General features: G+C 56.6%; 30 protein-coding genes. 16 read left to right on the forward strand and 14 right to left on the reverse strand.

Going from position 1 to position 25,967, the window contains the following annotated elements:
- The first annotated feature begins 25 nt into the window (after window positions 1-25).
- Window positions 26-346 (forward strand): thioredoxin, encoded by a 321-nt coding sequence (gene trxA, locus SJY13_RS14810; protein WP_085822458.1) that lies wholly within the window; start codon window positions 26-28, stop codon window positions 344-346.
- A 54-nt stretch (window positions 347-400) separates the two neighbouring features.
- Here trxA and SJY13_RS14815 read toward each other — a convergent pair whose 3' ends face one another.
- Together SJY13_RS14815 and SJY13_RS14820 are read right to left on the reverse strand one after the other, a co-directional pair.
- Window positions 401-1,174, reverse strand: a complete 774-nt coding sequence (locus SJY13_RS14815) for a hypothetical protein (RefSeq protein WP_377191848.1) — start codon at window positions 1,172-1,174, stop codon at window positions 401-403.
- 157 nt (window positions 1,175-1,331) lie between these two features.
- Window positions 1,332-1,526, reverse strand: a complete 195-nt coding sequence (locus tag SJY13_RS14820; RefSeq protein ID WP_377191850.1) for a DUF1127 domain-containing protein — start codon at window positions 1,524-1,526, stop codon at window positions 1,332-1,334.
- A 197-nt stretch (window positions 1,527-1,723) separates the two neighbouring features.
- On the opposite strand from SJY13_RS14820, the gene hslV reads away from it, so the two are divergent.
- Window positions 1,724-2,281, forward strand: a complete 558-nt coding sequence (gene hslV / locus SJY13_RS14825; protein WP_377191852.1) for an ATP-dependent protease subunit HslV — start codon at window positions 1,724-1,726, stop codon at window positions 2,279-2,281.
- Here hslV and SJY13_RS14830 read toward each other — a convergent pair.
- A complete protein-coding gene (locus SJY13_RS14830) occupies window positions 2,273-3,514 on the reverse strand; it encodes an MFS transporter (protein ID WP_085822462.1) in 1,242 nt (413 codons plus the stop codon). The genes hslV and SJY13_RS14830 overlap by 9 nt on opposite strands.
- Before the next feature lie 192 nt (window positions 3,515-3,706).
- Between SJY13_RS14830 and hslU the strand changes: the two genes are divergently transcribed.
- From hslU to SJY13_RS14845, 3 genes are all read left to right on the forward strand, one after another.
- Window positions 3,707-5,014 carry an ATP-dependent protease ATPase subunit HslU gene (gene hslU, locus SJY13_RS14835; protein WP_377191854.1) on the forward strand — a complete coding sequence of 436 codons (1,308 nt, stop codon included), beginning with the start codon at window positions 3,707-3,709 and terminating at the stop codon, window positions 5,012-5,014.
- A gap of 97 nt (window positions 5,015-5,111) precedes the next feature.
- Window positions 5,112-6,209, forward strand: a complete 1,098-nt coding sequence (locus SJY13_RS14840) for an alpha/beta hydrolase (protein WP_377191856.1) — start codon at window positions 5,112-5,114, stop codon at window positions 6,207-6,209.
- Window positions 6,206-7,426, forward strand: coding sequence for an MFS transporter (locus SJY13_RS14845; RefSeq protein ID WP_377191858.1), 1,221 nt, complete (start codon window positions 6,206-6,208; stop codon window positions 7,424-7,426). The genes SJY13_RS14840 and SJY13_RS14845 overlap by 4 nt, the downstream gene beginning before the upstream one ends.
- Here SJY13_RS14845 and SJY13_RS14850 read toward each other — a convergent pair.
- The 3 genes from SJY13_RS14850 to SJY13_RS14860 are packed head-to-tail and all read right to left on the reverse strand — an operon-like array spanning window position 7,423 to window position 9,700.
- Window positions 7,423-8,010, reverse strand: coding sequence for a Smr/MutS family protein (locus tag SJY13_RS14850; protein WP_085822465.1), 588 nt, complete (start codon window positions 8,008-8,010; stop codon window positions 7,423-7,425). The genes SJY13_RS14845 and SJY13_RS14850 overlap by 4 nt on opposite strands.
- Window positions 8,010-9,044 (reverse strand): murein transglycosylase A, encoded by a 1,035-nt coding sequence (gene mltA / locus SJY13_RS14855; RefSeq protein ID WP_377191860.1) that lies wholly within the window; start codon window positions 9,042-9,044, stop codon window positions 8,010-8,012. The genes SJY13_RS14850 and mltA overlap by 1 nt, the downstream gene beginning before the upstream one ends.
- Entirely contained in the window at window positions 9,041-9,700 is a 660-nt protein-coding gene (locus SJY13_RS14860; protein WP_377191862.1) for a Tim44/TimA family putative adaptor protein, read from the reverse strand. The genes mltA and SJY13_RS14860 overlap by 4 nt, the downstream gene beginning before the upstream one ends.
- Before the next feature lie 107 nt (window positions 9,701-9,807).
- Between SJY13_RS14860 and SJY13_RS14865 the strand changes: the two genes are divergently transcribed.
- A complete protein-coding gene (locus SJY13_RS14865) occupies window positions 9,808-10,308 on the forward strand; it encodes an FxsA family protein (RefSeq protein WP_377191864.1) in 501 nt (166 codons plus the stop codon).
- 54 nt (window positions 10,309-10,362) lie between these two features.
- Window positions 10,363-10,860, forward strand: coding sequence for a protein-export chaperone SecB (secB, locus tag SJY13_RS14870; protein WP_377191866.1), 498 nt, complete (start codon window positions 10,363-10,365; stop codon window positions 10,858-10,860).
- Between the two features lie 27 nt (window positions 10,861-10,887).
- Here the strand turns inward: secB and dnaQ are convergent, their stop codons facing one another.
- Genes dnaQ through SJY13_RS14890 form a run of 4 tightly spaced genes read right to left on the reverse strand, consistent with a single transcriptional unit; the run spans window position 10,888 to window position 13,622 of the window.
- Window positions 10,888-11,610, reverse strand: coding sequence for a DNA polymerase III subunit epsilon (gene dnaQ, locus SJY13_RS14875; RefSeq protein ID WP_377191868.1), 723 nt, complete (start codon window positions 11,608-11,610; stop codon window positions 10,888-10,890).
- The gene (gene coaE, locus SJY13_RS14880) at window positions 11,603-12,196 is read right to left on the reverse strand and encodes a dephospho-CoA kinase (protein WP_377191870.1); all 594 of its coding nucleotides are present in this window, start codon (window positions 12,194-12,196) and stop codon (window positions 11,603-11,605) included. The genes dnaQ and coaE overlap by 8 nt, the downstream gene beginning before the upstream one ends.
- Window positions 12,193-13,026, reverse strand: coding sequence for a shikimate dehydrogenase (locus tag SJY13_RS14885; protein ID WP_377191872.1), 834 nt, complete (start codon window positions 13,024-13,026; stop codon window positions 12,193-12,195). Before SJY13_RS14885 ends, coaE begins: the two co-directional genes overlap by 4 nt.
- A complete protein-coding gene (locus SJY13_RS14890; protein WP_377191874.1) occupies window positions 13,023-13,622 on the reverse strand; it encodes a Maf family protein in 600 nt (199 codons plus the stop codon). Before SJY13_RS14890 ends, SJY13_RS14885 begins: the two co-directional genes overlap by 4 nt.
- A gap of 404 nt (window positions 13,623-14,026) precedes the next feature.
- On the opposite strand from SJY13_RS14890, the gene SJY13_RS14895 reads away from it, so the two are divergent.
- From SJY13_RS14895 to SJY13_RS14925, 7 genes are all read left to right on the forward strand, one after another.
- The gene (locus tag SJY13_RS14895; protein ID WP_085822474.1) at window positions 14,027-14,476 is read left to right on the forward strand and encodes a CopD family protein; all 450 of its coding nucleotides are present in this window, start codon (window positions 14,027-14,029) and stop codon (window positions 14,474-14,476) included.
- Window positions 14,477-14,602: 126 nt separating this feature from the next.
- The gene (gene rho / locus SJY13_RS14900; RefSeq protein ID WP_377191876.1) at window positions 14,603-15,874 is read left to right on the forward strand and encodes a transcription termination factor Rho; all 1,272 of its coding nucleotides are present in this window, start codon (window positions 14,603-14,605) and stop codon (window positions 15,872-15,874) included.
- A gap of 30 nt (window positions 15,875-15,904) precedes the next feature.
- Window positions 15,905-17,191, forward strand: coding sequence for a tRNA uridine-5-carboxymethylaminomethyl(34) synthesis GTPase MnmE (gene mnmE, locus SJY13_RS14905; protein WP_377191878.1), 1,287 nt, complete (start codon window positions 15,905-15,907; stop codon window positions 17,189-17,191).
- Between the two features lie 12 nt (window positions 17,192-17,203).
- Window positions 17,204-19,072, forward strand: a complete 1,869-nt coding sequence (mnmG, locus tag SJY13_RS14910; protein WP_377191880.1) for a tRNA uridine-5-carboxymethylaminomethyl(34) synthesis enzyme MnmG — start codon at window positions 17,204-17,206, stop codon at window positions 19,070-19,072.
- Window positions 19,069-19,683 (forward strand): 16S rRNA (guanine(527)-N(7))-methyltransferase RsmG, encoded by a 615-nt coding sequence (gene rsmG / locus SJY13_RS14915; protein WP_377191882.1) that lies wholly within the window; start codon window positions 19,069-19,071, stop codon window positions 19,681-19,683. Before mnmG ends, rsmG begins: the two co-directional genes overlap by 4 nt.
- A complete protein-coding gene (locus SJY13_RS14920) occupies window positions 19,676-20,479 on the forward strand; it encodes a ParA family protein (protein WP_377191884.1) in 804 nt (267 codons plus the stop codon). Before rsmG ends, SJY13_RS14920 begins: the two co-directional genes overlap by 8 nt.
- Before the next feature lie 20 nt (window positions 20,480-20,499).
- Window positions 20,500-21,393 (forward strand): ParB/RepB/Spo0J family partition protein, encoded by an 894-nt coding sequence (locus SJY13_RS14925; RefSeq protein WP_377191886.1) that lies wholly within the window; start codon window positions 20,500-20,502, stop codon window positions 21,391-21,393.
- On the opposite strand, the gene SJY13_RS14930 is transcribed toward SJY13_RS14925, so the two are convergent.
- From SJY13_RS14930 to rph, 4 genes are read right to left on the reverse strand one after another with little or no spacing between them, the layout of a single operon-like run.
- Window positions 21,383-21,736, reverse strand: a complete 354-nt coding sequence (locus tag SJY13_RS14930; protein ID WP_377191888.1) for a YbaN family protein — start codon at window positions 21,734-21,736, stop codon at window positions 21,383-21,385. The genes SJY13_RS14925 and SJY13_RS14930 overlap by 11 nt on opposite strands.
- 3 nt (window positions 21,737-21,739) lie before the next feature.
- On the reverse strand, window positions 21,740-22,894 hold the full coding sequence (hemW, locus tag SJY13_RS14935; RefSeq protein ID WP_377191890.1) for a radical SAM family heme chaperone HemW: 1,155 nt from the start codon (window positions 22,892-22,894) through the stop codon (window positions 21,740-21,742).
- A complete protein-coding gene (gene rdgB, locus SJY13_RS14940; protein ID WP_377191892.1) occupies window positions 22,884-23,498 on the reverse strand; it encodes an RdgB/HAM1 family non-canonical purine NTP pyrophosphatase in 615 nt (204 codons plus the stop codon). The genes hemW and rdgB overlap by 11 nt, the downstream gene beginning before the upstream one ends.
- The gene (gene rph / locus SJY13_RS14945; RefSeq protein ID WP_085822481.1) at window positions 23,495-24,208 is read right to left on the reverse strand and encodes a ribonuclease PH; all 714 of its coding nucleotides are present in this window, start codon (window positions 24,206-24,208) and stop codon (window positions 23,495-23,497) included. Before rph ends, rdgB begins: the two co-directional genes overlap by 4 nt.
- Window positions 24,209-24,320: 112 nt before the next feature.
- Between rph and hrcA the strand changes: the two genes are divergently transcribed.
- Both hrcA and SJY13_RS14955 read left to right on the forward strand, forming a co-directional pair.
- Window positions 24,321-25,385 (forward strand): heat-inducible transcriptional repressor HrcA, encoded by a 1,065-nt coding sequence (hrcA, locus tag SJY13_RS14950; RefSeq protein WP_085822482.1) that lies wholly within the window; start codon window positions 24,321-24,323, stop codon window positions 25,383-25,385.
- Between the two features lie 10 nt (window positions 25,386-25,395).
- The gene (locus SJY13_RS14955) at window positions 25,396-25,959 is read left to right on the forward strand and encodes a nucleotide exchange factor GrpE (protein ID WP_085822483.1); all 564 of its coding nucleotides are present in this window, start codon (window positions 25,396-25,398) and stop codon (window positions 25,957-25,959) included.
- Window positions 25,960-25,967 lie beyond the last annotated feature (8 nt).

The raw sequence follows: 25,967 nt of genomic DNA on the forward strand, positions 1-25,967 counted from the left end.
GCATTCCCCATTCAGGAGACAGATTATGTCGACCGTTGCCGTTACCGACGATACCTTTGACGCCGAAGTCAAGAACTCTGACATCCCCGTGGTTGTCGATTTCTGGGCCGAATGGTGCGGCCCCTGTAAGCAGATCGGCCCCGCTCTGGAAGAGCTGGCCTCTGAATACGGTGGCAAAGTGAAGATTGCCAAGGTGGACGTGGACAACAACCCGAACGCCGCCGCCGCGATGGGCGTGCGCGGTATTCCGGCGCTGTTCATCTTCAAGGATGGTCAGGTTGTATCGAACCGCGCAGGGGCCGCACCCAAAGCGGCGCTGCAAAGCTGGATCGACGAATCCATCTGATCAGAGCGTTTTGTGATCAACGGGCATCGCTGGTCGGTGCCCGTTTTTCTTTGCCTATTGCCCGCCCGATGCCGGGCCGATCCATTCCCGAGGCAACGAAAGCACCGGCCCGCCCGGCCGGTGGCGCCTGTCCAGGGGATGCGGAAACTGGGTTGAGGGCACCGCTTGTTTCACGCGGTCCCGCCGCAGGAATGTAGCCTCGATCACGCGGGGAAAGGTCTCATCTTCGATCTCGACCGTGCCAGACGCGTTGTTTGGATGGATATGGGCGCAAACAAACCCATCCTTCAACGCAGACAGGGCAGGGTAAGCGCGTTGGAAAGCACCGGGTTTTATCAGGATTGACGGGATGCGGTGCAGTTCAAGAACGATGATCCGAAACCGGTGCAAAAGGGCCGCGGGCAGGGTCGAAAGAACGGGGTATTCGGCCGCCTCGATATCCATCTGCAGGATCATATCACCTTCAGGCGGTGCAAGCTCCGCCATCCAATCCTCAAGCGAGATGACGTCATCGCCTGATTTGGCCGCCAGGTGCTTTTTGATGAACACCGAGTTTGGAACGGTCAACATAGGCTCATCAACGGAACCGTCCGCCATAAAGGATGGAATATCGTGCTTCGCCAAATCCATTTCAAAACTGGATTGCACCGATACACCGGGCGAGAAACAGGCGACTATGTCGTCCAGATCATTGGGCAGAAGATAGCCACCATCGCCAAATTCGCCGATGCGAATAAGCTTGTGCCCCAGATCAAACGGTCTGACCACATCAGCCAGAAAAGCCCGCCGGTCTGCGGTTGTCATGTCAGGTTCGGGCGTGGGCAGCATGGAAACTCCGCCGAAGGTGATTTCTGTCTGTTCACCTTGTCTTGTCACGCAAAGATGCTGTTTACAAGCCGTGGGCAAGCGCCCAATGGCGTGCCGAAAAAGAAAAGCCGCCCCAAAGTTCGGGCGGCTTAAGCAATTGTTTTGATCAGAACGCTGATCAGAGGTCTTTGATATCCGCGCGGCACAGACCGATATCGTCCAGCTGTGCATCGCTAAGCACCAACAGCGCCTTGCGGGTCTTGCGGGTTTCGTTCCACTCGGCGGCTTTTTCATAAGCGCCAAGAAACGCGTCCACTACATGCAGGATGGTAGCTGCTCCGAGCGGCGCATGGATATTTGCGGTGGTTGCCATTTGCGCATTCCTTTTAACTGAAACAGCCGACCTCGTGTCGGTTGTGAGCCTCATTTAGGATGTTCCCCAGAGTCCTACAATTGCTGGTTCAACAGTCCCGGATTGCATTCAGTGCATATCTTTTGGGCGGTTCGTGAACTGTTGCGCTGCGGGCGGGTCCGGCCCATATAGGACGCCAGACGTATTCGGAGGCATTCATGGCAGACAGCGATTTTCCCGGTTGGCACGGTACAACGATCATTGGCGTCAAAAAAGGCGGCCATGTGGTGATTGCCGGGGACGGGCAGGTCAGCCTGGGCCAAACCGTGATCAAGGGCACGGCCCGCAAGGTGCGCCGCCTGTCGCCCGGTGGATTCGAGGTTGTGGCAGGTTTTGCCGGATCAACGGCCGACGCATTCACCTTGCTGGAACGGCTGGAGGCCAAACTTGAAGCCACACCGGGTCAGCTGGCCCGTGCCTCGGTCGAGCTGGCCAAGGACTGGCGTACTGATAAATACCTGCAAAAACTTGAGGCGATGCTGATCGTCACCGATGGCAAGGATCTGTTGGTGATCACCGGGGCAGGCGACGTGCTTGAGCCGGAACACAACGTAGCGGCCATCGGATCGGGTGGGAACTTTGCCCTGGCAGCAGCGCGCGCGATGATGGGCAGCGACAAAACGGCCGAAGAAGTTGCGCGCGAAGCGATGGCGATTGCCGCTGATATCTGTGTCTATACCAACGGCAAGCTGACAGTTGAAACGATCTCAGGCTAACAGCGCCTTGATCTCTTTGCCTTTCCACCGCATGTGCATCCCGATCAGGCCCAGCAGCGCCGTTGCGATGACGATGTAATAGGGCAGACGGATATCAAAGCTCATCAATCCGCCGCCGATCAGGGACATGACACCCCCCGCCAGACAGAACACAGCGGTGGTAACACCCATGACCCAGCCCTGATCGGTCTCGCTGACGGCTGAGGAAAACAGGCCCAGCAAAGTTGGGTATGAGACCCCGAAGAAGAAATAAAAGAAAAAGACGGGGATATAGCTGAGAATGCCGCTGGGGCTGAACGCAAAGCCAAGACCGCAGATCACCATGACCACCAGCGAAGTATAGATGATCTGGTGTTTGCTGAACCTCTCCTGCGCGGGTTTGACAAGGAAGGTGCTTGAGAACGCCAGCGCGATGCCGATCACCACCATCGCCATGCTGCCGCCGATCACCCCATAGCCCCAGGCACTGGTCAGGAAATTGTCGACGAAAACGTAAAACGTGACGTTGGCGATCATGAATAACGCATAGACAGGCAGGATTTTCAAAACCAACGGGTGTTCGCGTACTGCAATCAGACTGTCGGTGACATCGCGCGGGCGAAAGACAAAGGCGGTGCGCTCGGTCCGCAGGTCTTTGAAAAAGAAAGTCACAAGGAAAATGGCGATCAACACCAGAACAAAGGCCCCGTAGAACGGCGTTTTCAGGGTCGCGAAGCTGCCCAGCAGGGCCGTATCCGAAAGAACCGCACCAATGATCGGCCCGCCAACCAGGCCAAAACTGACACCGGTGATGATATAGCCCATATTGCGGTCGCGGTCTGCGGCATCTGTGCTGCCATCAATCATCGCCGCCTGCGCGATTGGCTGGTTTCCGGCGGTAAAACCGGTGATGGACCGGCCTATGATCAGCAGCAGCAGACTGTTGAGATACAGCGCGGCAATCGTCAGCGCGTAGCCCACAAGTGCCCCGCTCAGACAGACCAGCAGCGCATTCTTGCGCCCAATGGAATCCGACACTTTGGACACGTAAACCACGCCCAGAAACCAGGACAGAAAGAAACAGCCGATTACCAGCCCATAATACAAATGCCGGGTTCCCGCGGCGGTACTGGCCGGCAAAAATCCGGATTTCGTTTCCATAATCAGCGAGTTGATGATGGGAAACACCAACCCCTGTCCGATCAGGTCTACAAAAACCACAAACAGCAGGGTGATCTTGGCAATTTTCGACATCTCGCGCTCCTGGCCCTCAACGCTTTGAAATCATTGTAACAGAAAGGCCGCGTTTCGCCTAAAGCCGAGGCATTGCAAACCGAAAGGGCGGTTGTTAACCACGACATCGAAACAAATAGGCTTGGTTGTTTTCGCAAATGCTGTGACTACCTAAGCCGGATGATCAACACGCCGACCGAAAGGACCGCCCCCGTGACTGACCTGACCCCGCGCGAGATTGTCTCGGAACTGGATCGTTTTATCATCGGCCAGAAGGACGCCAAACGTGCGGTGGCTGTGGCGTTGCGCAACCGCTGGCGGCGCAAGCAGCTGGCCGACGACATCCGCGATGAGGTCTATCCAAAGAACATCCTGATGATTGGCCCCACCGGTGTCGGCAAGACCGAGATCAGCCGGCGTCTGGCAAAACTGGCCCGCGCGCCGTTCATCAAAGTCGAGGCTACCAAATTCACCGAGGTCGGTTATGTCGGGCGTGACGTGGAACAGATCGTGCGCGATCTGGCCGATGCGGCGATCCTGCAAACCCGCGAATTTATGCGCGAGGACGTTAAAGCCAAGGCGCATCAGGCTGCCGAAGACCGCGTGATCGAAGCCATTGCCGGGACGGATGCGCGCGAAGGCACGCGCGAAATGTTCCGCAAAAAGCTTAAGGCAGGTGAGTTGGACGACACCGAGATTGAGCTGGAGCTGGCCGATAGCTCAAACCCGATGCCGATGTTCGACATTCCCGGCCAGCCCGGCGGCCAGATGGGGATGATGAATCTGGGCGATATCTTCGGCAAAGCCTTTGGCGGTCGGACCGTGAAACGCAAGATGACCATCAGCGATAGCTATGAGGCGCTGATCAGTGAAGAGGCCGACAAGCTGCTGGATGATGAAATCGTCAACCGGGTGGCGTTGGAATCGGTCGAACAGAACGGCATCGTCTTTCTGGATGAGATCGACAAGGTCTGCGCCCGCTCGGACGCGCGCGGTGGTGATGTAAGCCGCGAAGGGGTACAGCGCGACCTGCTGCCACTGATCGAAGGCACCACCGTGTCCACCAAACACGGACCGGTCAAGACTGACCACATCCTGTTCATCGCCTCGGGCGCTTTTCACATCGCCAAACCGTCGGACTTGTTGCCAGAGCTTCAGGGCCGCCTGCCGATCCGTGTGGAGCTGCGCGCCCTGACCGAAGAGGATTTCGTGCGCATCCTGACCGAAACCGACAACGCCCTGACCCTTCAGTACACTGCGCTGATGGGCACCGAAGAGGTCACCGTCGGCTTTACCAAAGACGGCATCGCCGCATTGGCGCGTATAGCAGCGGATGTAAACCAAAGTGTCGAAAACATCGGTGCGCGGCGGCTTTACACAGTCATGGAACGCGTATTCGAAGAGCTGTCGTTCACTGCCCCCGATCAGGCGGGAACCGAAATCACGGTCGACGCGAAATTTGTAAGCGACAATCTGGGTGAGTTGACTAAATCTTCTGACCTCAGCCGTTACGTTTTGTAACACAGCCAGCCGGTTTTTGCCGCAAATACCTCTTTGATCCGCTGGACGCGGGCCGAGAATCCGATAGCGTGAGCGCGTAACTCCCCGGGGGCCGATTGTGCTGCGCTACGTTTACCTGATCCTGACTGCGGTCTCACTGACCGCATGTGTTGACAGAACAATTTCTGAGACCGTGCCTACGGCCTTGAACGTTGGCTCGCCCGAAACTGTGTACGCCACTACGACACGTGCGCGGGAGCTGGATGGCTCGTATGGGTATCGCCGTGGGGACGGGCTGAAGTTTCTGGAAATGACCGTGTCCGTGCCCCCAAACCACACGCCGGGGACGCTGGATTTTTCTTATGCAAACCCAGACCCCAAGACTCAGTTTGTCATGGCTAGCGTCGACGAATTGCAGGGCCCTCAGGATCTGAAAAACCGGCTGGGCCGTGTCGAAGAGGTGTCGATTTTTGTCCATGGCTACAACACCACCCAATCGGAAACTGCATTTCGGGCAGCCCAGTTGAGCCGCGACATCGGTATTCCGGGCGCAACCATGGTGTATTCCTGGCCCAGTCAGGCCACGGGATACGGATATGCTTATGATCTGGACAGCATGTTGTTTGCCCGCGATGGGCTGGAACAAACCATACGGCAGCTGAAATCCATGGGTGTGAAGCGGGTGGTTATCGTCGCCCATTCGATGGGCAGCGCCCTGACGATGGAGATGATGCGACAAGCCGAACTGCGTGAGCCCGGTTGGGCCAGCAAGAACATCGAGGGCGTCATCCTGATCTCACCGGATCTGGATGTCGATCTGTTCCGGTCGCAAATGGACAGTATCGGAACACCGCCCGACCCCTTTGTCATCATGGTTTCGCAAAAGGACAAACTGTTGGGCATCTCGGCCCGTTTGCGTGGAACGACCAAGGGCGAACGGCTGGGCAATATCAGTTCGGCTGAACAATTGTCCGAATACAAGATCAGCATTCTGGACACGACGGCCTTTACCAAAGATGCCGAATCCTCTCATTTTATCGCGGCCACCTCTCCGGCATTGCTGGCGATCATCAATTCGGCAAGCCGCGTCGGCCGGACCTTCGGTAACGACCGGCGGGGTCTGGACGTGATCGCACCAGCAGAGGTTCGCAACCCCACCGGGGCAACTGAAATCGTTCTGACAGAAACGGGGCAGGCGCAGGTTACGGCTCCGTGACGCGGTTCCGTCTGGGTCGCTATCTGCAAGACAACGCAACATGGCTAGGCGCCGGTGTCCTACTGACTTTCCTGTCCAGCTTTGGGCAGACCTTTTTCATCTCGATCTTTTCCGGTGAAATCCGCGCTGGTTTCGGGCTGAGCCATGGCGCCTGGGGCAGCCTTTATTCACTGGGCACTACCCTTGCGGCGGTCGTGATGATCTGGGCCGGTGGTCTGACCGATACATTCCGCGTACGGGTTCTGGGGCCGGTGGTCCTGATCGGATTGGCGCTTGCCGCGGTGGCGATGTCGCTTAACATATGGCTGATCCTTTTAGCGCCAGTGATCTTCCTGCTGCGCCTGTTTGGCCAGGGGATGAGCACCCATCTGGCCCAGGTCGCCATGGCGCGCTGGTTTACCGCGACCCGCGGCAAAGCGCTTTCGATTGCAACGGCCGGCTATGCGGTGGGCGAAGCACTGCTACCGTTGATTTTCGTGGCCGCCCTGGCGTTTCTGGATTGGCGCTGGCTGTGGGTGGTAGCCGCAATAGTGACCCTGTTGGGCATCCCCGTCCTGATGCGCCTGTTGCGACAGGAACGAACACCACAAAGTCTGGCCGCCGAATACTCGGCCACCGGGATGCAGGGGCGGCATTGGACACGCAAGGAAACACTGTTTCATCCGCTGTTCTGGTTTATGGCTCCAGCCTTGCTTGGGCCTTCGGCCTTTATCACCGCGTTTTTCTTTCACCAGGTGCATTTGGCCCAGGTCAAGGGCTGGCAACATATCGAACTGGTGGCCCTGTTCCCGGTCTATACCGGTGTGTCGCTGCTTTCGATGTTTGCGGCGGGTTGGGCGTTGGACAAGTGGGGCACGGCGCGGATGATGCCCTATTATCAACTGCCGATGGCGGTGGGGTTTATCATCGTGTCGGTCATCAGCTCGATCGGCGGAGCGATGATCGCGATGGTCTTTCTGGGCCTGACGGTCGGGGCCAACAGCACCCTGCCCAGCGCGTTCTGGGCCGAGTTCTACGGCACCCGGCATATCGGTGGGATCAAAGCGATGGCAACGGCCGTCATGGTGCTTGGGTCCGCCATCGGCCCCGGGCTGACGGGGGTGTTGATTGATCAGGGAGTGCCCTTGAACACGCAGTTCCTGTGGATCGGGGCGTTTTTCATTCTGGTCTGCGCGATGACCTGGGTCGGCGTCACCCGCGCGGCGCGTACGCTTTAGCGATTGCGCCGCAAATAGACGTAAAACGCACCATCCCCGCCATGGCTGATATGGGCCGGTGTGACTTGCAGCACTGCCTGCGCCAAAGGCTGCAGCGACAGCCATTGCGGCACATGATTGCGCAACACCCCGCGCGGTGTAGGAATGGGCCCGGGCTCGTCCCTGTCCTTGCCCTTGCCAGTGACCACCAAAACCAGACGCTTGCCCGAGGCCTGCGCCGTCAACACAAACCGGATCAGCGCCGGATGGGCCGTATCAACGCGCATGCCGTGCAGATCCAGCTTGCCTTCGGGCTTTAGCTTGCCGCGTTTCATCCGGCCAAAGGCCTTGGTGTCCATCTGCACCGGTTTGGCGCGCAGACCATCAGATACAGATGGTTTCAGCGCCATGTACGTGGGTTTAGGCACCGCGCTCTGACCAAGCTCGAACCCTTCGATCCGGGGTTTCGGTGCTTTCGAGGGCTTGGGCTTGGGCAGTGTGGTGGGATGCACCGACTCGGGCAGCTCGGGATGCAGGCGTTCGGCTTGCTGGGTGACCTTGCGCCACAGGTCGATCTCTTCGGCTGTCAGTTTGCGGCGAGGCATCAGATTTCATCCGGTGTCATGGCATAGGCCCGCTGGATCGGCAGCAGAACCACCATACGTCCCGGGTCCCTCAACCGCCCGGCCTCTTGACCGGCCGCGTCCCCGGTACCAAAAAAAATATCCGCCCGCTGCGCGCCCTTGATCGCCGATCCGGTATCCTGTGCAATCATCAATCGTCGCAAAGGGGTCTTGCCATCCTTTTCGACCCAGACAGGCGCCCCCAACGGCGTATAGACCGGATCTGCAGCAATGCTGCGCATGGTGGTGACCGACCGGTTCATCGCACCCAACGGGCCAAACTCGGGTGCCACGCGTGTCACCTCGCGGAAGAATACATATGAGGGGTTGTGAAACAGCAACTCGGCGCCGGCCTCTGGGTTTTTGCGCACCCATGCGCGGATCATCTGGGCACTAACTTGATGCGCACCCAGCGCACCCTTGCGGACCAGTTCCGTTCCGATCGAACGGTAGGGGTGCCCGTTTGCACCGCTATAGCCGACCCGCAACGCGCCGCCATCTGGCAGACGGATACGGCCCGAGCCCTGAATCTGCAGAAAGAACAGCTCAACCGGGTCATCGACCCAGGCAATTTCAAGCCCGCGTCCCTGCATGGCATCACCGGACAGGATTTCTCGGCGGCTTAACCAGGGATTGTCGGCGCGCGCCTCGGGCGGCATTTTGTAGATCGGGTATCTAAACCGGTCGGACCGGGTTCTGGACCCGTCCAGCTCTGGCTCAAAATACCCGGTGAACAGGGCGTCCTTTCCGTCTTCGACCAAAACCGGGCGAAAGAACAGCTCAAAGAAAGCCCGCGCGGCAGCGGCGTCATAGGTGCGCGCCACACCGCACAAAGCACGCCAGTCCGGATCATCCAAATCGCCGCAGGTGTTTAGAAAAACCGAAAGGGCCGCCCCGTGATCATCGGCGGCCCAGCCCTCAAGCTCATCGAACGACAGGATCGAGCGTGTCGCTTCAGCTCCGGCGGCGCTGGTCATGACGGCCAACAGGAAAAGCGACCGGAGTGCAGCAATCATGCGTCCGTGGCGACAAGCAGCCAGTTCGGATCATCCGCGCCCATGACGCGGGCAAAGGTCCAGCTGTCCTTTTGGCGTTTGACGGTATTGGGGCTGCCTTCGATGATGTCCCCACCACGATCACGCACGACCGATGTCAACTCGCCGACAAACCGCATGGTGATCTCAGCCTCATTGGTGTCTTTGTCAAACTTGGCATTCGCTAGTGTTGTCTCACGCACACCGACAAATTCGGCTTCGATGGTCAGACCCTTGTCTTCCCGATCCGCAACAACGGAAACGAAAGTGTCAAACACCTCTTCGGACAAAAAGGGCTGAATCTCGTCCAGGTTTCCCTTTTCGAACCCCATAACGATCATCTCATAGGCGCCGCGTGCGCCCTGCACGAACTCGGTTACCGAAAAGGCGGGTTCAACCCGCTTCATCGCAGCCAACGTTTGTGCTTGTTCGCTGTCTTCAGCGACATGGTCGGTGATGTCGTGATCCGGGCCGCCATCGATCACTTCAAACTCCCGGCGCGCGCTCTGAGAGTCGGGCTGCTGTTGCACAGGTGGCTTTTCAAAACCTTCACGTGTGCCCAGCACGCTTTTCAAGCGCAAGATCAGGAAAACGGCAATTCCGGCCAGGACCAGCAACTGGATCATCGGTTCGTTCATTTCATCCTCTTTTCAGACTGCGACTTTGTATACGCAGCCTCATGCCACTATGTAGGTGACAGTTCGTGGCAAGTCCACCGCCCGACCTCTGGTAAAGGATAACGCAAATGTATCTGTTCTTGGCATTTTTGTTGGTTCCGATCATCGAGATCGCCCTGTTCATACAGGTTGGCGGTCTGATCGGCCTTTGGCCAACGCTTGCTATTGTGGTTTTGACAGCCATTTTGGGCACCGCGCTGGTCAGGACACAAGGTCGCATGGCACTGGCCAACCTGCAGCGATCCTTTGCCGAGCTGGATGACCCAACCGAACCGCTGGCACATGGCGCGATGATCCTGTTGTCGGGTGTTTTATTGCTGACGCCGGGGTTTTTCACCGACGCCGTTGGCTTTGCGCTGCTTATACCGGGCATACGAGTGGCGGTGTTTCACTATCTCAGGTCAAAGGCCACCATCACGCATTTCCAGATGGGCACGGGTTCACAAAACCACACCGGACCCGCTTCGTTTGATCAAGATGACGTAATCGACGGCGAATTCACCGAGGTTCGCCCCCGCAAGACGTCGTCAAAGCCATCGAAATGGGTCGAAGGACCGCACCAGCATTGAGGTGCAGCGCCCAACTTGTTAAGCAGTGGCGAATTTCATTTTCGGAGTAGATCCATGGCTGACGAAAGCCCTGCAGAAAACACCGCGGCCCAGGCCGCCCCGCAAATTCAGATGCGCGTTCTGGGACAATTCATTCGCGACCTGTCTTTTGAAAACGTAATGGCACAAAAAGGCGTGTCCGGCGACGTTCAGCCTGAAATCGCTGTGCAGGTTAATCTGGACGCGAAAAAGCGCCCGACCGAGCATCAGTATGAGGTTTCGGTCAAGCTGAACCTCAAATCCAAGGCCAAAGGTCTGGAAGACATCCTGTTCCTGTGCGAGCTGGACTATTGCGGGTTGTTCCACATCGAAGGTGTGGCCGAGGATCAACTGCATCCGTTCCTAATGATCGAATGCCCGCGCATGCTGTTCCCGTTCCTGCGCCGGATCGTCAGCGACATCACCCGCGACGGTGGTTATCCGCCGGTCAACCTGGACAATATCGACTTTGTGGCCCTGTATCGCAACGAGCTGATGCGCCGCCAGGCTGAAACTCAGAAAACCGACGCCTGATCGGTCTGACCCGCGCCGAGGAATGCCTCAGGCGCGGGTCCACAGGGCGTTTTCGCCCAGTTTTTCCACAAATGCCTCATGGGCCGCCCGTTCTTCGTCAGTGATCTTGGACGGCAGGGGCGTGGCGCGCGTCGTTGGGCGCCAATCGTCTACACCTCCGGATCCGGATGAGGCAGATGTCGACAGGCCAAAGTCAGGCTGCCGACCGCCGATCAGTTCAAGATATACCTCGGCCAGAATCTCAAAGTCCAACAAAGCTCCGTGCAGAACCCGGTTCGAGTTGTCGATATTGAACCGCCGGCACAGCGCGTCCAACGACGCGGGCGAGCCCGGAAACCGCTTGCGTGCAATGGCCAGTGTGTCCAGCGCCTGATCCATCGGAAGCAGCGGGAGGCCCATCCAGCCCAGTTCAGCGTTTAGGAATTTCATGTCGAAAGATGCGTTATGGATCACCAGTTTTGCGTCCCCAACGAAATCCCGGAACCCCTGGCCAACCTTGGCAAAGACCGGCTTGTCCCGCAGCGTGATCTGACCTTTTTCCACCGAGCGCGGGGGTTCCAACAGGTCGGGGCCGATACCGTGCACGCCAAACGCCTCTTCGGGCATCGAACGTTCGGGATTGATATAGACGTGATAGGTTTCGCCGGTGGCCACATGGTTCCACAGCTCGACCGCACCAATTTCAACAATCCGGTCGCCGCTTTCGGGATCGAACCCTGTGGTTTCGGTATCGAGTACAATTTCACGCATCAGCCATCCCCGCCCGTATCTGCCTGATCACATCCTGCACCTGAGCGCGCGCGTGGTCCAGCGTGTCGGTGACAATCACATAATTCGACCGTTCGCATTTTTCGTCATTCGGCATCTGTTTAGCGCGAATGTGATCAAACTGGGCTTTAGTCATCGTGCCGCGGTCCATCACGCGGCGCTTTTGCTCTTCGGCGGAAACTGAAACGCAGGCCACCGCATCCATTGTCGCATCACCCCCGGTTTCAAACAGCAGGGGGATGTCAAACACTAGAATATCCGCCATGGCAGCTTCGCGGAACGCGGCCCTGTCCGCAGCGACCAGAGGGTGAACGATACCTTCGATCACATTCAACGCGTCAGGATCAGTCGAAATGATCTGTTTCAGCGCTTCGCGGCAGACCATCCCGTCCTGTACCGCCTTAGGAAAGGCCGAACGCATCAGGTCAACGGCGGCACCGCCCACAGAGTAAAGCCGATGCACTGCCGCATCCGCATCCCAAAGTGCGCAGCCTTCGTCCACGAACATCTGCGCCGTGGTGCTTTTGCCCATCCCGATTGAGCCTGTCAGTCCAAGCGCAAAGCTCATCCCAACACGGCCGCGCGCAGATCGGGGGTCACTTCGGGTTTGACGCCGAACCAGCGCTCAAACCCCGGAACTGCCTGATGCAGCAGCATTCCAAGGCCGTCAACCGTGGTGCATCCGGCCTCCTCGGCCTGTTGCAAAAGGTTTGTTTTCAACGGGGTATAAACCAGATCAGTCACCACCGCGCCGGGTTGCAACCCATCCAACGGCACCCGCAACTCAGGCTGGCCCTGCATCCCAAGCGAAGAGCTGTTGACCACAAGTTCGGCGTTTTCGATGACATTGCCGGCCTTGACCCAATCAACCACAGTGATGCGCGGGCCAAATTCGTCTTTCAGTTGCTCTGCCCGGGCACGGGTGCGGTTTGTCAGCACAATTTCGGGCACTCCGGCCTGTGCCAAAGCCTGCAGAACCGCGCGGGCCGCCCCCCCAGCCCCAAAAACCACCGCCGGACCATCAGCAGGGATCCAATCCGGCGCGCCGCTGCGCAGGTTTTGCATGAACCCGTAGCCATCGGTATTGTCCGCATGAATCGACCCGTCATCCTGAAACACCAACGTGTTCGCCGCCCCGATCAAAGCCGCCCGATCCGAGACGTGATCAGCCAGACGCAACGCCGCCTCTTTATGCGGGACGGTCACATTGGTGCCGGCAAACCCGGCTTTGGGCAAAGTCCGCAATACGGTCTCTAGATCCTCGGGCGCTACATCCATCGGCACGTAATGCCCGGCCAAACCATAGGCTTTCAACCAATACCCATGCAGCTGAGGCGACTTTGAATGCGCAATCGGGTGTCCGATCACCCCAGCCAACGGGATACGCTTGTTCGTCATTGATCAATCACCCCTTTGACCGCAAGAAAGTTCAGCACCTCTAACAGGGGCATACCCAAGACATTAAAATAGTCGCCGTCAATGGTGGCGAACAGGCGCGCACCTTCTTCCTCAAGCTTATAGGCACCAACCGCGTGCTGAATGCTGTCCCAGTTTCGGTCGATATAGTCGCGCAGATAGGCGTCAGAGCTCATCCGCATCCGCAGACGGACCTGCCCCACATGCCGCCAGACAGGTTCACCATCCTGATAGATCACGGCTGCAGACAACAGCGTATGCCGCTTGCCCCGCATCGCCTTGAGCTGGGCCAGCGCCTCTTCGGGCGTGTGCGGCTTGGATAGAAGCTGCCCGTCGAAGTCCAGCACCTGATCGCAGCCCAGAACCATGGCGCCTTGGGTCTTGTCACTGACCTTACGGGCTTTCATCTCGGCCAGCGTGTCGGCAATATCCCGAGGTGATGCGCCTTCGGCCAGCAAGGCGCGCTTGGCACCGTCTTCATCGACGCGCGCGGTTTGTACCGAAAACGGAACACCTGTCTGCCGCAACAGCTCTGCGCGAATAGCGGACCCCGAGGCCAGGATGATGGGGACAGACATGTGGAAAACCCCTGAGCAAGTCGATGAATGTTCTGGGATGGTTTGTATGGTTTTCCGGTTGACACGCAACCCCGGGGTTTTGGCAGAATTCTCACCCGAGTCGCCCAAGTTCTGTCCAATCGGGACAAGGATAAGTGTCAGGCACGGGAAAACGCAGATGTCCCACCTTACCCAAAGGGTTATCCCCAATTACTAGCATAATGCTTACGCGTAACATTCTGTAATCATTCAACTAAATCACAAAATCAACAAAATCGCCGGAATATGATCGAATTCAATCCACCTGGGGAAAACACTTGCGTAAAAAAGTAATCCACGGAATTCGGCCTCCCTACAAAACCATCATCCTTTTTCTTTTCTTATTTTTTTATTAGGGAGGGATCCAAGCAAACACCGGAGCCAGAATGACTGATCTTCTTTTCACGTTGTACCCGTGGGTGAAGGCTCTGCATATCATGGCCGTGATCTCATGGATGGCCGGGTTGTTCTATTTGCCCAGATTGTTTGTGTATCACGTTGAAAAAGCGCAGGCCGTCGACGGGGCGCAGGACATTTTCTTTGAAATGGAAGACAAGCTTTTGCGGGTGATCATGGGCCCAGCGATGATCGTGGCCTGGGTGTGTGGGCTGATCATGGTGTTTACACCCGGTATCGTCGGATGGGACTGGACGTGGCCTTGGGTCAAGGGCGCAGCCGTGATTGGCATGACCTGGTTCCATCATTGGCTGATGGCGCGGCGCAAGGACTTCGTCGAGGGGCGTAACACGCTCACAGGGCGCCAGTACCGCCTGATGAATGAGGTACCGACCGTTTTGATGGTTATCATCGTTCTGGCGGTTGTGGTGAAGTTCTGAGGGCCTGTTTGACTCTGATGGCTGTCGCGCTTATGTAGGTCGCAACACGCCCGTCCGGGCGGCGTATCTTCCAAGTTGAAATTCCATTCTGGTGCCGCGAACCCTGCGGCCGAGGTCCGTATCATCATGACAACTGAATCCCTGAATCTGGCTGACCTGAAAGCCAAAAGCCCCAAAGACCTTCTGGCCATGGCTGAAGAGCTGGAGATCGAAAACGCCTCGACCATGCGCAAAGGCGAGATGATGTTCCAGATCCTGCGCGAACGCGCAGATGAGGGCTGGGTCGTCGGCGGCGATGGTGTGCTTGAGGTCCTGCAGGACGGGTTCGGGTTTTTGCGCTCGCCCGAGGCGAACTATCTGCCGGGTCCAGACGATATCTATGTCTCGCCGGATATGATCCGCCTGCACTCGTTGCGCACGGGCGATACGGTTGAGGGCGATATCAAAGCTCCTGATGAAAACGAGCGCTATTTCGCGTTGACCAAGGTCACCAAGATCAACTTTGAAGAGCCTGAGAAGGCCAAGCACAAAGTTGCCTTCGACAACCTAACACCGCTGTACCCTGATGAGCGCCTGAAGATGGAGATCGAAGATCCTACCATCAAGGACAAATCGGCCCGTGTGATCGATCTGGTCTCACCCATCGGGAAAGGCCAGCGGTCGCTGATCGTCGCGCCTCCTCGGACCGGTAAGACGGTCATCTTGCAGAACATTGCGCATTCGATCGAACAGAACCATCCAGAGTGTTATCTGATCGTTCTGCTGATTGATGAACGCCCCGAAGAGGTGACGGACATGCAGCGGTCCGTGAAGGGTGAGGTTGTATCCTCGACATTTGATGAGCCCGCGACACGCCACGTGGCCGTGTCCGAAATGGTTATCGAAAAAGCCAAGCGTCTGGTCGAGCATAAACGAGATGTTGTTATCCTTCTCGACTCGATCACAAGACTTGGTAGGGCGTTTAACACTGTGGTGCCATCTTCGGGTAAAGTTCTGACCGGTGGTGTGGATGCAAACGCGCTACAACGGCCCAAGCGGTTCTTTGGTGCTGCACGGAACATCGAAGAGGGCGGTTCGCTGACCATCATCGCCACCGCGCTAATCGATACCGGCAGCCGGATGGACGAAGTGATCTTCGAAGAATTCAAAGGCACCGGTAACTCGGAAATCGTTCTGGATCGTAAGATCGCAGATAAGCGTGTGTTCCCGGCCATCGACATCCTCAAATCCGGCACAAGGAAAGAGGACCTGCTGGTCGACAAAGGCGATTTGGCGAAAACCTTCGTTCTGCGTCGCATCCTCAACCCGATGGGCACCACCGACGCAATTGAGTTCCTGTTGTCCAAGTTGAAACAGACCAAGTCGAACGGTGATTTCTTCAATTCCATGAACACCTGACACAGGTCTTAAACAACGCGAGGCCTTCGAATGGATACGATATTCGCCTTGGCCAGCGCGCAAGGCAAAGCAGGCGTGGCGGTCATCCGTCTTTCTGGCCCATTGGCCCATTCAGCTGCGGCTAATCTGACAGGTGGTGCATTGCCGCCTCGTGGAATGCGGGTGCGCACACTACATGCTGGTGACGGGTCACGTTTGGATGATGGCCTGGTACTGACTTTCCGGGCTCCGGCCAGTTTTACCGGCGAGGATGTGGCCGAGCTGCAAATCCATGGCAGCACTGCCGCAGTCAATGTCGTGATGCAGTGCCTGTCGGAAGCCGATGGGTTGCGTCTGGCAGAACCTGGCGAGTTCACCCGCCGAGCTTTGGAAAACGGCAAGATGGACCTGACGCAAGTCGAGGGCCTGGCTGACCTGATCGACGCAGAAACCGAGGCGCAGCGCAAGCAGGCCCAGACGATACTGGCCGGCGAGTTGGGCACCTTGGCCGAGCGTTGGCGACGCGATCTGATCCGCGCGGCCTCATTGCTGGAGGCAGTTATAGATTTCGCGGACGAAGAGGTACCCACGGACGTGACTTCCGAAGTGCGCGACTTGGTGACCGGCGTGATGCAGGACTTGCAGCGTGAGGCCGAAGGTGTGCAGATTGCAGAACGCATCAGAACCGGGTTCGAAGTTGCCATTGTCGGTTTACCCAACGCAGGCAAGTCCACTCTGTTGAATGCATTGGCAGGGCGAAAGGCCGCAATCACATCGGAATATGCGGGCACAACCCGGGATGTGATCGAAGTGCGAATGGACCTTGCCGGGCTTCCGGTTACCTTGCTGGACACAGCTGGGCTGCGCGAAACCGAAGATTATGTCGAAAACCTTGGGATTGAGCTGGCTAAGAAGCGGGCAGAAGATGCGGATCTGCGCGTGTTTTTGACCGAAGATCCAAGCGAATTGGGTGTGTCCATGCTGTCTGAGGATATACAAGTCCTACCGAAATCCGATCTACGAGAAGATACAGAAAGTGGAATTTCTGGAAAAACAGGTCAGGGCATTGATCACTTGATAAACCACATATCGCGTGTCTTGGGGGATAGATCTACCAGTCATGGTATAGCGACACGCGAACGACACCGTGTTGCGCTGAACAATGCCAACACGTCGCTGGCTTCTGCACTGGCTGTTCTGGAATCGGGGCCAGACCTGTATGATATAGCAGCAGAAGAAATGCGAACGGCCATCCGAGCATTAGAAGCGCTGGTTGGTCGTATAGGGGTGGAAGACCTGCTTGATGAAATATTCTCAAGCTTCTGTTTGGGTAAGTAAGGAGTGTTTCACGTGAAACATTCGAAGTTTGACGTTATCGTTATTGGGGCTGGTCACGCCGGAACCGAGGCTGCGCATGCTGCAGCCCGAATGGGGGCCGAGACGGCTTTGGTAACATTGTCGGCCTCAGATATTGGGGTAATGTCCTGTAACCCGGCGATAGGCGGTTTGGGTAAAGGTCATTTGGTTCGTGAAATTGATGCCTTGGATGGTGTCATGGGACGTGTTGCAGATCGGGCCGGTATACAATTCCGTCTTTTGAACCGACGCAAAGGCCCGGCCGTTCAGGGGCCCAGAACACAGGCGGACCGCGCCTTGTACCGCGCAGAGATGCAACGGGAAACGCACGAACAGGAAAAGCTGTCTGTAGTGATCGGCGAAGTCGTCGATTTTTTGATGGACGGATCCCGTGTCTGCGGGATCAAGCTGGTGGACAAATCAGAACTTCATGCCAGCGCGGTTATTCTGACATCGGGCACATTTTTGCGTGGAGTCATACATATAGGCGACGTATCGCGTCCGGGCGGTCGGATGGGAGATCGGCCTTCCGTCAAACTGGCAGAGCGGTTGGACGGCTTCAATCTGCCGTTGGGACGTCTGAAAACAGGGACGCCGCCAAGGCTGGACGGACGCACAATTGGTTGGTCTGATCTGGAGCGGCAGGATGGTGATGAAGACCCAACCCTGTTTTCATTCCTGTCCACGTCTGTAGTTGCGCCTCAGATTTCCTGCGGAATCACACATACAAATGCCCGTACGCATGAGATTATCGAGAAAAACCTTTCCCGGTCTGCGATGTATGGTGGGCATATTGACGGGGTGGGTCCCAGGTATTGCCCGTCTATCGAAGATAAAATTGTTCGATTCGCCGAAAAGGACTCCCACCAGATCTTTCTGGAGCCTGAAGGAGTCAACGACTACACGATCTACCCGAACGGCATTTCAACTTCACTTCCTCAAGATGTTCAGCAGAAATATGTGCGGTCCATCAAAGGCCTCGAAGCGGCTGAAATCCTGCAGCCGGGCTATGCTATTGAATATGACTATGTCGACCCCCGAGTTTTGACATCTTCTTTGTCATTGCCAGAGGCGCCGGGACTATATCTAGCGGGTCAGATCAACGGAACAACAGGATATGAGGAAGCCGCAGCTCAAGGCATGGTGGCGGGCCTCAATGCTGCACTAGCCGTTTCGGGGCGTGAACCTATCCATTTTACCCGTGCTGACAGCTATATCGGTGTGATGATTGATGATCTGACCACTCGAGGGGTCGTGGAACCATATCGCATGTTTACATCACGCGCTGAATTTCGTCTTTCATTGCGCGCGGACAATGCGGATCAACGCCTAACGCCATTGGGTATCGACATCGGATGTGTAAGCGAAAACCGGAAATCCAGCTTTTGCAAAAAAATGGAAAAACTCACGGCCGCGAAATCTACTTTATCCGAGAAAACTTATACACCAAAAGAGGTTCGGTCGATTGGAATTACGATCAACCAAGATGGAAATCGCCGCAATGGAATGGCGATCCTGGCTTTTCCGGATGTGTCCTTTGATGACCTGGTTCCATTGATACCGAATTTGGCTACCGTCGACCTAGATATCCGTCAACAGGTCGAACGGGATGCACTTTACGCCAACTACATCGCAAGGCAGAAAAAGGACGTTGAGGCGATGAAACGCGATGAATCTTATGAGATTCCGCAGGACTTTGACTATTTTACGCTCGAGGGTCTGTCATCTGAGATGAAGCAGAAGCTCTCGCAAGCACGACCTGCCAATATTGCGCAAGCTGGAAGGGTTGAAGGCGTGACACCTGCTGCGCTGACCTTACTGCTTGCCAGGCTTCGGCGCGGGCAAAGGCTGCGCAAGGCATGAATCCGGCTATTTTTGAGGAAATGAATGTTTCACGTGAAACATTTGACCGTCTGAATGCTTATGTCGAGCTTGTTCGGCGCTGGAATCCGAAGATCAATCTGGTGTCACGAAACAGCCTGGCCGATATCTGGACCCGGCATATCCTGGATTCCGTGCAAGTGTATCGTTGTGCCGATTCATTCCAGCATTGGTGTGATTTGGGTAGCGGTGGTGGGTTTCCCGGAATGGTCTGCGCAATCATTGCCATTGAAGAGGCTCCGCAGGCTCAGTTCTCGTTTGTTGAGAGTGATCAGCGCAAGGCTGCCTTTTTACGTAATGTGGCGCGGGAGTGCGGTGCGAACTGCCGGGTTATCTCAAAACGAATCGAAATGGTTGATCCCATGAGCGCCGATATTCTTTCAGCCCGGGCTTTGGCCGACTTGAAGACGCTAATGTCCTTTTGTGACAGACATTTAAGCCAAACAGGTACTGCTCTGTTGCCGAAAGGCGCAAGCTGGAAAAAAGAGCTGGAAGACGCGCGTGAGCAATGGAGTTTCCAGTTCGAGCCGATTACAAGTTTAACTGAACCCCAAGCTGTTATCCTAAGGATCAAAGGAGTTTCGCGTGGTTGATCTGTCTCGTCCTTCAGGGCCCCGGATAATTGCGGTTGCCAATCAAAAGGGCGGGGTTGGAAAAACGACGACAGCCATTAACTTGGCCGCCGGTTTGGCTGAAGCTGGGTGCCGGGTTCTGGTTGTCGACCTCGATCCGCAAGGAAATGCGTCAACCGGATTGGGTATTGAGGACAGGGATTGGACGACCTACGACCTGATCCTGGATGATGCACCGCTAGAGGCAGTGGTTCAGGAATCCGAGATCGAAGGCTTGTTTGTGGTTCCTGCGACTGTGGATCTGAGCTCGGCTGATATCGAGCTGATTTCCAACGAAAAGCGCAGCTACTTGCTGCATGACGCATTGCGTCAGACCGCAATTGACAAGTTTGATCTTGATTTTGTGCTGATCGACTGCCCACCATCGCTTAATTTGTTGACTGTCAACGCCATGGTTGCGGCGCATTCCGTTCTTGTTCCCCTGCAAAGTGAGTTCTTTGCGCTGGAAGGGCTGTCCCAGCTGATGTTGACAATTCGAGAGGTTCGCCAGACTGCGAATCCCGACCTCAGAATCGAAGGTGTTGTGTTGACCATGTATGACAACCGCAACAACTTGTCCCGTCAGGTCGAAAAGGACGCGCGTGACAATCTGGGTGAGATGGTATTTAAGACCAAAATACCCAGAAATGTGCGGGTCAGCGAGGCGCCGTCTTACGCCTTACCGGTTCTGCAATATGATTCCGGGTCGTTGGGAGCGATGGCGTATCGGCATCTGGCGCGAGAAGTCATTCACAAGAATAAGAATGTCGCCGCCTGAGCGGCAGTGAGGAGGGCGCTGTGGTTGCCAAGAAAACAAAACCCAGAGGTTTGGGCCGCGGACTATCTGCTTTGATGGCGGATGTGACACAGGAAACAGAAGGTCTGACCACGTCTAAATCGCGTCGTCCCGATCTGACGGTTCCGATTGAAAAACTGCGTGCGAACCCGAACCAGCCGCGTCGCACATTTGCGGCGGCGCAATTGGATGAGCTTGCCGCCTCGGTCAAGGAAAAGGGCATCATCCAACCGCTGATCGTGCGGGAAACCAGCGGCGGTGATTATGAAATCGTGGCCGGCGAACGCCGCTGGCGTGCGGCTCAGATGGCCCAGTTGCATGACATACCTGTTATCGTGCGCGAATTTGACGATACCGAAGTTCTGGAAGTCGCTATCATCGAGAACATTCAGCGCGCTGATCTGAATGCGGTGGAAGAGGCAGCCGGATACAAGCAGTTGATGGATCGTTTCGGCCATACCCAGGAAAAACTGGCCGAAGCATTGGGAAAAAGTCGCAGCCATATTGCGAACCTGCTGCGGTTGCTGTCATTGCCCATGGATGTACAAGCCCTTGTAATCGAAGGGAAACTGTCTGCGGGTCATGCGCGGGCGCTGATTACCGCAGAGAATCCGTCAGAACTGGCCAAATTGGTTGTCAAAAACGGGTTGTCGGTGCGTGCAACCGAAGCACTGGTGAAGAAGCAACAGGCGGACCCGGAAAATCCTGCGCCGCGCGCCAGAAATCTGGATGCGGGCAAAGATGCGGACACACGGGCGCTGGAAAAAGACCTGTCGGCCATTTTGGCGATGAAAGTGGTGATCAATCACAAAGCTGGAACGGAATCGGGTCAGGTGCTTCTGACTTACGAAAACCTAGATCAACTGGATGATCTGTGCGCAAAGCTCAGTCGTTAGGGCGGGTCCAGATAAAGGTCATTACCGCCCCCAGAACAACGGCCTGAATGATCAGAACCTGCGTTGGAACGGAAACCAGAATCGACAGACCAAAGACAGCGGCGACCGACAGGGTGGCCGCTTTTTTTGCAGCTGGTCGGATCGCGCCCGAATTCTGCCAATCCAGAATCATCGGCCCAAATGTACGATGGGTGATCAGCCAGGTATGCAGGCGGGCTGAGGAGCGGGCGAAGAAGAACGTCGCCAGAAGCAAGAACGGAACAGTTGGCAGCAAGGGCAGGGCAATGCCAACCACCGCCAGCCCGACGCAGATCAAGCCCAACGTGGCCCAGATGTAGTGCATCATCTATCCCAACAGTTCTCGGATCACAGCGTTCAGCACTGCACGTCCATTTTTGGTTGCAACAAGGTGCTCGTCTGTATGGGTAACCATACCGTATTCGATCAGGTCAGACAGCTTGTCCTGGCGCAGTGGCTGCCCCGATAAGATCTCAAATCGATCTATATCTAGTCCATCTGTAATACGCATCCCCATCATGAGGTATTCATTGGCCTGATCCTGTCGCGAAAGCTCTGTGCGTTCTTTCTCACCTGACCCGTTTTTGACAGCAGTAAGCCATGCGTTGGGGGACAGATAGGTTTCAGTCGCCAGTTTTTGGCCGTCCAGCGTGATGCGCCCATGCGCCCCGGGGCCAATGCCCACATAATCGCCATAGCGCCAATAGATCAGGTTATGCTGTGATTCCGCGCCGGGGGGCGCATGGTTTGAGACCTCGTAGGCAGGCAGCCCATGCGCCTCGCAGATCTCTTGCGTGGCCAGATACATGTCTGCTGCACTGTCATCCTCGGGCAGTCCGCGCAGTTTGCCGATAGCATAGCGATCACCAAAGGCGGTGCCGTCTTCGATGGTCAGTTGGTACAGTGACAAGTGATCCACTGCCATCGACAGGGCTTCGGTCAGTTCAGCGCGCCAGGCGTTCAGCGTTTGGTGCTGACGGGCATAGATCAGATCAAAACTGACACGGTCAAAGCAATTGCGCGCGACATCAAAGGCGGCGCGGGCCTCGGCCACCGTGTGGATCCGTCCCAGTCGACGCAGGTCATCGTCATTCAGGGCCTGAATCCCCATCGAAATCCGATTGACACCGGCATCGCGATACGCCGCAAACCGCCCGGCCTCGACCGAGCCGGGATTGGCCTCAAGCGTGATTTCCATGTCATTGGCAGGTCGCCACAAGGCACGGGCCGTGTCGATGACCGCAGCAACCGTTTCAGGCTCCATCAGTGAAGGCGTCCCCCCGCCAAAGAAGATCGTATTCAAAACGCGGTGAGGGGTTTCAGCAGCCGCGCGATAAAGTTCGCTCAGATAAGAAGTAAGCCATTGTTTTTGGTTTATATTCTTCGAAACATGGCTGTTGAAGTCGCAATAGGGGCACTTGGCCTCGCAAAACGGCCAGTGCACGTACAGGCCAAAGCCCCCGTTGCGCCAATCATCCGTCAAAACAGCCCTTCACGAACATGTCCACCGCACGGCCGCGATGGCTGATCTTGTTCTTTTCCCAGCGATCCATTTCGGCAAAGGTAATGTCGTGACCCTCGGGGACAAACATTGGGTCATAGCCAAAGCCACCCTCGCCACGGATGGGCCAGACCAGATGACCGGGGGCGATGCCTTCGAACACTTCGTCATGCCCATCAGGCCAGGCCAGAACCAGCGTGCTGCGGAATTGCGCTGTACGTGGATGCGCGGCGCCTTTGGCCTCAAGCTCTGTATGGGCCCGTGTCATCGCCATCAGGAAATCGCGCCCATTTCCGGTTTCTGCCCAATCCGCGGTGTAAACACCTGGTGCGCCATCCAGCGCGTCGATTGTAATTCCCGAATTGTCCGACAGGGCAGGCAGGCCGGTGGCCTTGGCAGCAGCATGGGCTTTGATCCGGGCGTTGCCGACGAATGTATCCTCGGTTTCTTCCGGTTCGGGCAGGTTCATTTCACCCGCGCCCACGACGCTCACTCCAAAAGGGCTGAGGAGATGCGCCATCTCTTCAAGCTTGCCTTTGTTGTGGGTCGCCACCAGCAACCTGTCGCCGTCGAACTTACGGGTCATGCGGTGGCGGCCTTCTGCGCGGCAACCAGCTCGCCCACGCCTTTTTCCGCCAGATCCATCAGCTGGTTCATTTGATCGCGGCTAAAGACGGACCCCTCTGCCGACATCTGGACTTCGATCAGTTTGCCTGATCCGGTCATGATGAAATTGCCATCCACGCCCGCTTCGCTGTCTTCTGGGTAATCCAGATCCAGAACTGGCTGACCAGCATAGATACCGCAGGACACAGCAGCAACCGGATCGACCAGTGGATCGGAAATCACGTCACCCGTTTTCATCAGCTTGTTCACCGCAAGACGCAGCGCAACCCATCCCCCGGTGATCGAGGCGCAGCGGGTGCCGCCGTCGGCCTGGATCACGTCACAATCGACGGTGATCTGACGCTCACCCAGGGCAACGCGGTCGACGCCGGCCCGCAGGGAACGCCCGATCAGGCGCTGAATTTCCACGGTACGGCCGCCTTGCTTGCCGCTGGCTGCTTCGCGCCGCATCCGGGTATTGGTTGCACGCGGTAGCATACCGTATTCTGCGGTGACCCAACCCAGCCCAGAACCCTTGATGAAGGGCGGCACGCGGTCCTCGATCGTGGCGGTACACAATACATGGGTGTCGCCGATTTTGATCAGGCAGGAACCTTCGGCATGTTTGGTGAATCCAGTCTCAATTGAAACCGGGCGCATTTCGCTTAAATCTCGTCCAGAAGGGCGCATGGGAAATCCTTTGTTTGCTGGCTTGGGGATACCGCCCCGTGGCGTTACGATGCAACCCCGATTGACCTTTCATAGGCCTGCTATTTAATGACAATCCAGCAAGGGATGGCAGATGAGCGAAGCAAGCAAGATTCTGGATGAGATGAATGACCGGTCGCGAGAGGTGTTTCGGTTGATCGTCGAGAGCTATTTGGACAGTGGTGAGCCGGTCGGCAGCCGCACCCTGACCCGTACTTTGTCAGAAAAAGTCAGCGCCGCGACGGTGCGCAATGTGATGCAGGATCTTGAGTTTCTGGGCCTACTCGACAGCCCTCATATCAGCGCGGGGCGGATACCAACCCAGCAGGGGCTGCGCATGTTTGTGGACGGATTGCTTGAGGTCGGTGATCTGGGCAAGGACGATCGGCAAAAACTGGATGAGACATTAGGTTCTAACGCAGGCGATGTGGGCGGCATGCTGGACCGCGTGGGATCGGCCCTGTCACACGTGACACATGGTGCATCCCTGGTTCTGACCCCCAAGCAGGAATCCGAGATCAAACACATCGAGTTTGTCTCACTGGCGCATGATCGGGCATTGGTTGTTCTGGTATTTGGGGATGGTCATGTCGAAAACCGTCTGTTCACACCACCGCCTGGGCAAACGCCAAGTTCGATGCGCGAAGCCGCCAATTTTCTGAATGCCCTGATCGAGGGCCGTACGATCAGCGAAGTGCGGCGTCAGATGCTGTCACAGATCGATGCCCGCAAACAGGAAATTGACGTTCTGGCGCGGCAAATGGTCGATAGCGGCATGGCTGCATGGGACGGGGATGACGGCGACTCGGCCCGTTTGATCGTGCGTGGACGGGCGAATCTGCTGGGTGAACCGGGTGAGGCCGAGGAACTGGACCGCATCCGGACACTATTTGACGATCTGGAACGCAAGCGCGATATCGCCGAATTCCTTGAGTTGACCGAAGAAGGCGAGGGTGTGCGCATTTTTATCGGCTCTGAGAACAAACTTTTCTCACTTTCGGGTTCCTCTTTGGTGGTGTCTCCATATATGAACGCTGATCGAAAGATAATTGGTGCGGTTGGGGTCATTGGGCCCACGCGTCTGAACTATGGACGGATCGTGCCGATCGTGGATTATACGGCGCAACTGGTTGGCAAATTGATTTCCGACCGGAGCTAGAGGGTAAGAGATGGCAGAGCCCAAGAACGAAGAATTTCTGGACGATATCATGTCCGCGGAAGCTGAAGAGCTGGCTGAAGAATTTGCTGAGATCAGCGATGAAGCGCTGGAACTTGATGAGTTGCGCGCTCAGCGGGACGATTACAAAGACAAGTTCATGCGCGCGTTGGCGGATGCCGAGAACGCGCGCAAGCGCGGCGATAAGGCCCGCCGTGACGCAGAGCAATACGGTGGGTCAAAACTGGCGCGGGACATGCTGCCGGTGTACGACAACATGAAGCGCGCGCTAGAGGCCGCGACCGACGAACAAAAAGAGGTCGCGGGACCGCTGTTGGAAGGCGTTGAGCTGACCATGCGCGCCCTCAAGGACGTGTTTCAGAAACACGGGATCGAAGTTATCACCCCCGAGGTCGGCGACCGGTTCGATCCCAATGTGCATGAGGCGATGTTCGAAGCGCCGGTTCCCGGAACCCGCGCTGGCGACATAATTCAGGTCTCGGCCGAAGGCTTTATGCTGTATGACCGCCTGCTGCGCCCGGCGCAGGTGGGCGTCTCGTCGACCCCCGCAAGCTAAGCCGGTTA

This window comes from Ruegeria meonggei (genome assembly GCF_042768335.1).
Taxonomy (GTDB): Bacteria; Pseudomonadota; Alphaproteobacteria; order Rhodobacterales; family Rhodobacteraceae; genus Ruegeria; species Ruegeria meonggei.